Genomic DNA, 7,200 nt, shown 5'->3' with positions numbered 1-7,200 from the left:
CCTTGGCGCAAGGCTCGCAATGCGACGGCAGAGAACGCCGCCACATCGTTCAGGCCTTCGATGTGCAGCCCGATCGCACTGATGCGCCGGTCGTCGAGCAGCGCGTCGATCAGGTCGTGGAACCCGAGCTGCGCCATGTTGCCGAGTGAGATCACGCAGGCCACCGGCAGGTGGTGGCGCTGCATGCTCAGATTCAGCCCGATGTTGCCGCTTTGCGTGAGGATCGCGACACCGCGTTCGACGCGCCGGCCACCGGCGCGGTCTGGCCACAGCGCCGAACCGTCGAGGTGGTTCAGCAGACCGTAACAGTTAGGCCCGAGCAGAGGCATGTCGCCAGCGGCTTGCAGCAGCGCGTGCTGCAAGGCTTCGCCGTCGCTGCCCACTTCAGCGAAGCCGGAGGCATAACAAACCGCACCACCGGCACCGCGCCGGGCCAGTGCGCCCACGACCTGTACCGCCTGCTCGCGCGGCACGGCGACGAACGCAGCGTCGGGCGCGGCCGGCAATGCGTCGACACTCGGGCAGCAGCGCAGACCATCCAAGGTCTCGCGGCTGGCGCTGACAGCCCACAGCGTGCCGTCAAACCCGCTGCGCCGGCACTGGCGAATCACCTCGGCCGCGTCGTCGCCGCCGATCACCGCGATCGAGGCAGGGCGCAGCAGGCGGTGCAACGAACGGTGCGGTGGGCTCATCTGGGTCAGAAGCTGTAGACGGTCTGCACGCTGAACACGTCGTTGTTCTTGCGGAAGCGGTAGTCTTGCGTCCAGAACACCGGCAGGCTGGCCCAGTCGCGCCGGTACTCGGCCTTCAGCGTCCAGCGGTCGCTCGGGTAGGCCAGAACGGCCAAGGTCAGCGCATAGCGGTTCGCGCCTTTGCAATTGCGGCCGTTGTTGCTGTTGCCGTCGGTGTCGACGTCGTTGTAGAAGCAGTTTTGGTCGATGCCGAAACCGTTCAGCGGGTCGGTGCCTGGTGTGTCCGGACCGCCGAAGTAGAGGTTGCTGCCGCCCCCGCCATTGCGTGAGTTGTTCAGGTAGTCCAGCCGCAGCGTGGCGCCCACACGGCCGAGCGAGGCCAGGGTCCACTTCTGGTGGACCAAGCCTGACACGCCCCACCACACGGCCTGGCCGCCGTTCCACGCGCCGTTTTCGACGAAGCCGTAGTCGACCTCGGCGTTGTACTGGCTGTCGGCCGTGTAGTAGCCGAGGTCGATCTCGCCCTGGAACTTGGTGGTGTAGGCGCGCGGGGCGCTGCATTGGTACCCGTAGCCCGCGGCGTCGCCCGGGCAGACGAGGTTGCCGTCGTAGTCGTAGGCCGAGTACAGCGTGTTGCGGCCGAGGTAGAGCGAGCCGCCGACGTAATAGGCCGTGTTCGGCGTGTAGTCGAAGCGCGCCATCACGCTGGGCATGCGGTTCGGTGCGCCACCGGCGCGGCTGCCGCCCATGTAGTACTCCTCATTGCCGATGAAGACCTTGCCCGCCATCGTGTAGTTGGTGGCGGCGTAAGCCAGGCCCGCGCCGACCATGTTGCCGGGGGCCGAAAAGTCGTACAGCAGGTTGTGCGAGATCGTGTGGGTCAGCGTGCTCTCGTAGTACTCGTAGCCCGAGTAGCCGGCGCTGTAGCCGGCTTGCACCGCGTAGGTGTCGGTCACCGGCAGCGAGGCCAGCGCCTGGTGAACGATGCTGGAGATCACCGTGCCATCTGATCGGGTGTTGAAGGCGCCGTTGCCGCGTGCGGGTGCCAGCTGCAGGTCCATCTTCGGTGCCAGCAGACCTTCGCCGAAGGTCTTCTGAATGCGCAAGAACACGTCGCCCACTTGCGAGTGGTCGTAGGTGTAGGGGTCGCTGGCGTCGAGGAAGTAGAAAGAGGCCGAGCGCTGGTTGCGGTTGACCACGTAGATCGGATCGATATAGCCGGTGATCTGCAGACCCGAGCCTGGCGAGTCGAACGCGTCCTGGTACAGCTTGCCAATCTTCAGCTCGTGGCGTGCGAGCTTTTGCTTCATCGCATCGAGCTCGGCCTGACTCAGCTTCGCGGGCGCCGGCGCCGGTGCGCCCCAACCTGAGCCTGCTGGCTCTGGCGCCGCGGTGATGCCGCGCGATTCGAGCAGCTTGCTCATCTGCTCGAGCTTGGCTTCGAGCGACTGGATGCGGCGCTGCATCGCCTGCACTTCTTCATCGCTGGCGGCCCGCGCTGGCACAGCAAAGGCCAACAGGATGGACCAGGCCAGGGTGGCCACAAGGGGCTTGCGCATCATTCGCTCCTCCGACTACTGGCTGAACGTACGTTCAATTGTGAGATGGATCGATGCGCTTGAGTCTTCGGGTCAACCCTTCAGCGCGAGCTGCTGTTGCATGTTCAGCGCGAGCGCCGAGGCGTTCAGCGCAGACGTTGTAGTGTGGTCTTGAGTTCGCTGTACTTGTCGAGGGCGTGCAGTGAGTTGTCGCGGCCGTTGCCCGACTGCTTGTAGCCACCGAACGGGAAGTTCATGTCGACCAGTTCGTCGTAGCAGTTGATCCACACCGTGCCGGCGCGCAGGCCGCGGGCCATGCGGTGCGCGGTGCCGGCGTCGGCCGACCAGACCGCGGCGGCGAGGCCGTAGTCGCTGTCGTTGGCCAGGGCGAGGGCCTCTTCTTCGGTGTCGAAGCCGACGATGGTCAGTACGGGGCCGAAGATCTCTTCGCGGGCGATGCGCACCTTCGCATGCGGGGCGTCGAACACCGTCGGCTCGACGTAGAAGCCGCCGCTGTCGGTGCGAGCCTGCTTGCCACCACTGACGAGCGTGGCTTCGCGTCGGCCGGCCTCGATGTAGCCCAGCACGCGGTCGAGTTGCGTGCGGTCGATGATCGCGCCCATCGTCGTGTCTGGGTCGAGTGGGTGGCCGGGTTGGAAGTTCTTCGCCGCGGCGACGATGCCGTCGATCATCCGCTCGCGCAGGCTGTGGTGCACCAGCAGTCGCGACCCCGCGCTGCAGACCTCGCCCATGTTGGCGAAGATGCCGGTGGCGGCCGCCGCTGCGGCGCGCTCCACGTCCGGACAGTCGGCCAGCACGATGTTGGGCGACTTGCCGCCGAGCTCCAGCCAGACGCGCTTCAGGTTCGAGTCTGCCGCCGCATGCATGATCTTGCGGCCGGTTGGGCCCGAGCCGGTGAAGGCCACGCAATCCACGTCGCGGTGTTGGGCCAGCAGCGCACCCACCTCGCCGAAGCCCGGCAGCACGTTGAACACGCCGTCGGGCAGGCCGGCTTCCTTCGCCAGTGCGGCGATGCGGATCGCCGTCAGCGGCGACTTCTCGGAAGGCTTGAGCACCAGGCTGTTGCCCGCCGCCAGCGCCGGTGCGARCTTCCACGCCGCCATCAGCAGCGGGTAGTTCCACGGCACGATGGCCGCCACCACACCCATCGGCTCGCGCGTGACCAGCGCGAGGAAGTCGCGGCCGCAAGGGACGGCCTCGTCGTTGCGTTTGTCGATCGCTTCGGCGAACCACTCGAGGCAGTAGATCGCCGACGGCAGGTCGGCACCTGTCGTGTCGGCGATCGGCTTGCCGCTGTCCAACGATTCGAGCAATGCCAGTTCGGCCGCCTGATCGCGCATCAAGGCGGCCCAGCGCAGCAGCACCGCCTTGCGCTCACGTGGTGTGGCGTGTGACCAATCGCCCGACTCGAATCTGCGCCTCGCGGCGTCGACCGCGCGATTCACATCGTCTTCACCGCAGCGCGCGACGATCTGCAGCACGCGGCCATCGATCGGGCTCAGGCAATCGAAGCGCGTGCCGGTCGCCGCGTTGGCGTAGGCACCGTCGATGAAGGCGCGGCCTTCGATCGCCAGCGTGACGGCATGCGCCAGGTGGTCTTGCAGCGTGGTGTCCATGGCAGCCCCTTCGGTGTCAGGCAATCGAGTAGCCGAGCTCGGTTTGCACCTCGTGCATCGTGCGAACGATGCCCTCGCGCAGGATGTCGAACATCGTGTCGATCTGCGCGCGGGTGATGACCAGCGGTGGTGAGAACACGCACAGGTTGACCATCGGCCGCAGCATCAACCCCATCGCCTGGCAGTGCTTGTCGATGCGTGCGCCCAGGTCGGTGTCGAAGGCCAGTAGCTCTTCTGCGCTCATGCCGCTGTGCTCGACGCCGCGCACCGTGCATTCGACACAGCCGAYGAGGCCCATGCCGCGGGTGTCGAAGACCAGTGGAATCTCGCGCAAGGCATGCAAGCGCGCCAGGAAGTGCGGGGCGATCTCGCGCACATGGCCGAGCAGGTCTTCGCGCTCCATGATCTCGATGTTCTTCAGCGCGGCGACGCTGCACACCGGGTGGCCCGAGTAGGTGTAGCCATGGCCGAACGAGCCACCTTGCGCGCGGTCGCCCGCGACCTCGTCGAACACGTGGTCGGCGATCAGGCAGGCGCCCATCGGCAGGTAGCCCGAGGTCAGGCCCTTGGCGCTGGTGACGAGGTCCGGTTCGACGCCGAACACCTCTTTCGAGCTGAACCAGTGGCCGAGCCGGCCGAAGCCGGTGACCACCTCGTCGGCGATGAACAGCACGTCGTGTTTCTTGCAGACTTCCCAGCAGCGCTTGAAATAGCCCTCGGGCGGCACGATGACACCGCCCGAAGCCTGGATCGGCTCGGCGATGAAGGCGCCGATCTTGTGCGCGCCGACTTCGAGGATCTTGGCCTCCAGCTCGTTGACGCGCGCGGTGCAGAAGTCTTCGACGCTCTGGCCCGCGGGCCGGCGCACCGGGTTCACGGCCGACAGCATGTGCACATAGGGCGCCGTGATGTCGAAGAAGTTCTTGTCGCGGTCTTTGCCGGTGATCAGGCCGGTGAGGTAGGTGCCGCCGTGGTAGGCGTCGGCTCGCGAGATGATGTGCTTCTTCAGCGGACGGCCCTTGACGTTGTTGTAGTAGTGCATGAAGCGCAGCGCTGTCTCCACCGCGGTGGTGCCACCGTTGGTGAAGAAGACGTGGTTCATGCGGCCGGGGGCCATGGCGGTGAGCTTCGCCGCCAGCCGCGCCGGGGGGCCGGCGGTGTTGGAGAAGGGATTGAAGTAGGGCACTTGCATGACCTGCTCGGCAATCGCCTCGGCCATCTCGCGCCGGCCGTAGCCGATCTGCGTGCACCACATGCCGCCGGGGCCGTCGATCAGGCGTGCGCCCGATTCGTCGTAGATGTAGATGCCTTCGGCGCGGTCGACGATGGTGCGGTCCGCCTGGCCGGCGGTGGGCATGTATTCCCAGGGGTGCATCCAGAAGCGGTTGTCGTCGTGGCGGATCTGGTTGAAGTGGTCGGTGTTCATTGGGTTCTCCTGACAAGGGCGACGGCGTTGCCTGCGTGTCGACACCGGTCGGCGTACTCACACAGGCGGCGGAGGGGCGACCGCGTTGTCAGGAAAAAGGTGCCGGCCGTTGCCCGACCGGCATCGAGGACATGCCGCTTGGCATGCCGAGGGTGCGCGCCTGCCGCTGCTCGCGCTTCATCACCCACCAGCCCTGGCCGATGACGACCATGCCGACGGCGACGATGAACAAGGTGCCGAGCGCGTTGACCTCCGGGTCCAGCCCCAGGCGCACGCGCGACAACACCACCAGCGGCAGCGTCGTCGTCTCGGGGCCGGACAGGAAGGCGGACATGATCACGTCGTCGAGCGAGATCGTGAACGACAGCAGCCAGCCCGAGATCAGCGCGGCCCAGATCTGCGGCAGCGTGATGTCGAAGAAGACGCGCAGCGGCGTCGCGCCCAGGTCCTTGGCCGCTTCGACCAGCGACTCGTCCATCGCCGACAGCCGCGCCTGCACCGTGATCGCCACGTATGAGACGCACAGCATCACGTGACCGATCCACATCGTCGCCAAACCGCGGCCGGGCGGCCAGCCGATCAATTGCTCCATGCCGACGAACATGAGCAACAGCGAGATACCGGAGATCACCTCGGGCAGCACCATCGGCGCATTGATCATCGAGGTGAACAGCGTGCGGCCACGAAAGCGCCGGTACTGCGCCAGCACGTAGCCGGCCCAGGCACCAACGATGACCGAGGTGAACGCGGTGGCGAAGGCCAGCACCAGGCTGGTCCAGCCGGCGTCGATCAGCTCGCGGTCTTCGAGCAGCTTGGCATACCATCGCAGCGACGCGCGCGTCCACACGCTGGCCACTTGCGACTCGTTGAACGAGTAGGCGACCACGCTGACGATCGGCCCGTACAGGAACACGAACACCAGTGCCAGCCAGGCACGGGCGGCCAGGCGTTGAGGGCGCGTCGTCGTGGTGCTCATGCCGCAGCCACCGCTTCTTTGTCCTGCAGACGCTGGAACCAGGCCATCGGCAACAGCAGCAGCACGACCATCACGCAGGTTGCCGCGGCCGCCAGCGGCCAGGCGATGTTGTTGAAGAAGTCGACCCACATCACGCGGCCGATCATCAGCTCATCCGGTGCGCCCAGCAGCTCCGGGATCACGTATTCGCCGACCGACGGGATGAACACCAGCAGCGAGCCGGCCCAGATGCCGGGCAGCGACATCGGCAACGTGATCGTCGTGAAGACCTGCCAGGGTTTCGCGCCCAGGTCACCTGCGGCCTCGGCCAGGCTGGGGTTCATCTTCACGAGGTAGGCGTACAGCGGCAGGATCATGTACGGCAGGTACGAATACACCATGCCGACATACAAGCCGAAGCTGTTCTGCATCAGGTGGATCGGCGTGTCGACCAGGCCCAGGCGCAGCAGCAGGTCATTGACCAGTCCCTGGTCTTTCAAGATGCCGATCCAGGCGTAGACGCGCACCAGGTATGACGTCCAGAACGGCAGAACGATGGCCATCATCAACATCGCGCGGCGGCTCGGGCTGGCCTTCGCGATCAGCAGCGCGGTCGGGTAGCCGATCAAAAGGCACAAGACCGTGGTGACGAACGCGACACGGATCGAGTTGATGTACGACCAGAAGTAGAAGTCGTCGGTCAGCACCGCGAGGTAGCTCGTCAGGCTGGCGTGCAGCGTCAGCTTGTCGTTGACCATCGCGATCAGCGGCGTGTACGGCGGAATGCCCAGGCGCGAATCGGCGAAGCTGATCTTCAGCACCGCCAGGAACGGCAGCAGGAAGAAGACGAGCAAGAAGACGAAGGGCGTCGCGATCACCAGCGTGCGGCCTGAAGGCACGAAGCGCTTCAGCATTGGGCCAGTGAGGAGAGCGCTTAAGTTCGCCATGGCTT

General features: G+C 65.9%; 6 protein-coding genes. All 6 read right to left on the bottom strand.

Going from position 1 to position 7,200, the window contains the following annotated elements; all coding sequences use genetic code 11:
• Positions 1–692: CoA-binding protein (locus tag AC1DYI_RS05270; RefSeq protein ID WP_477203026.1), on the bottom strand; the 692-nt coding region annotated here is incomplete at its 3' end.
• A 5-nt stretch (positions 693–697) separates the two neighbouring features.
• Complete coding sequence (locus tag AC1DYI_RS05265) at positions 698–2,251, bottom strand: DUF3138 family protein (RefSeq protein WP_477203025.1); 1,554 nt, start codon at positions 2,249–2,251, stop codon at positions 698–700.
• Between the two features lie 125 nt (positions 2,252–2,376).
• The gene (locus tag AC1DYI_RS05260; protein WP_477203024.1) at positions 2,377–3,867 is read right to left on the bottom strand and encodes an aldehyde dehydrogenase; all 1,491 of its coding nucleotides are present in this window, start codon (positions 3,865–3,867) and stop codon (positions 2,377–2,379) included.
• A 16-nt stretch (positions 3,868–3,883) separates the two neighbouring features.
• Positions 3,884–5,293 (bottom strand): aminotransferase, encoded by a 1,410-nt coding sequence (locus AC1DYI_RS05255; RefSeq protein ID WP_477203023.1) that lies wholly within the window; start codon positions 5,291–5,293, stop codon positions 3,884–3,886.
• An 88-nt stretch (positions 5,294–5,381) separates the two neighbouring features.
• On the bottom strand, positions 5,382–6,269 hold the full coding sequence (locus AC1DYI_RS05250) for an ABC transporter permease (RefSeq protein WP_477203022.1): 888 nt from the start codon (positions 6,267–6,269) through the stop codon (positions 5,382–5,384).
• Positions 6,266–7,195 carry an ABC transporter permease subunit gene (locus AC1DYI_RS05245; RefSeq protein ID WP_477203021.1) on the bottom strand — a complete coding sequence of 310 codons (930 nt, stop codon included), beginning with the start codon at positions 7,193–7,195 and terminating at the stop codon, positions 6,266–6,268. The genes AC1DYI_RS05250 and AC1DYI_RS05245 overlap by 4 nt, the downstream gene beginning before the upstream one ends.
• Positions 7,196–7,200: the final 5 nt, after the last annotated feature.

The organism is Ideonella sp. P3_A4 (genome assembly GCF_056403075.1).
Note: the sequence above shows the minus strand (reverse complement) of the source record. Positions and strands in the feature narration are given on the sequence as shown.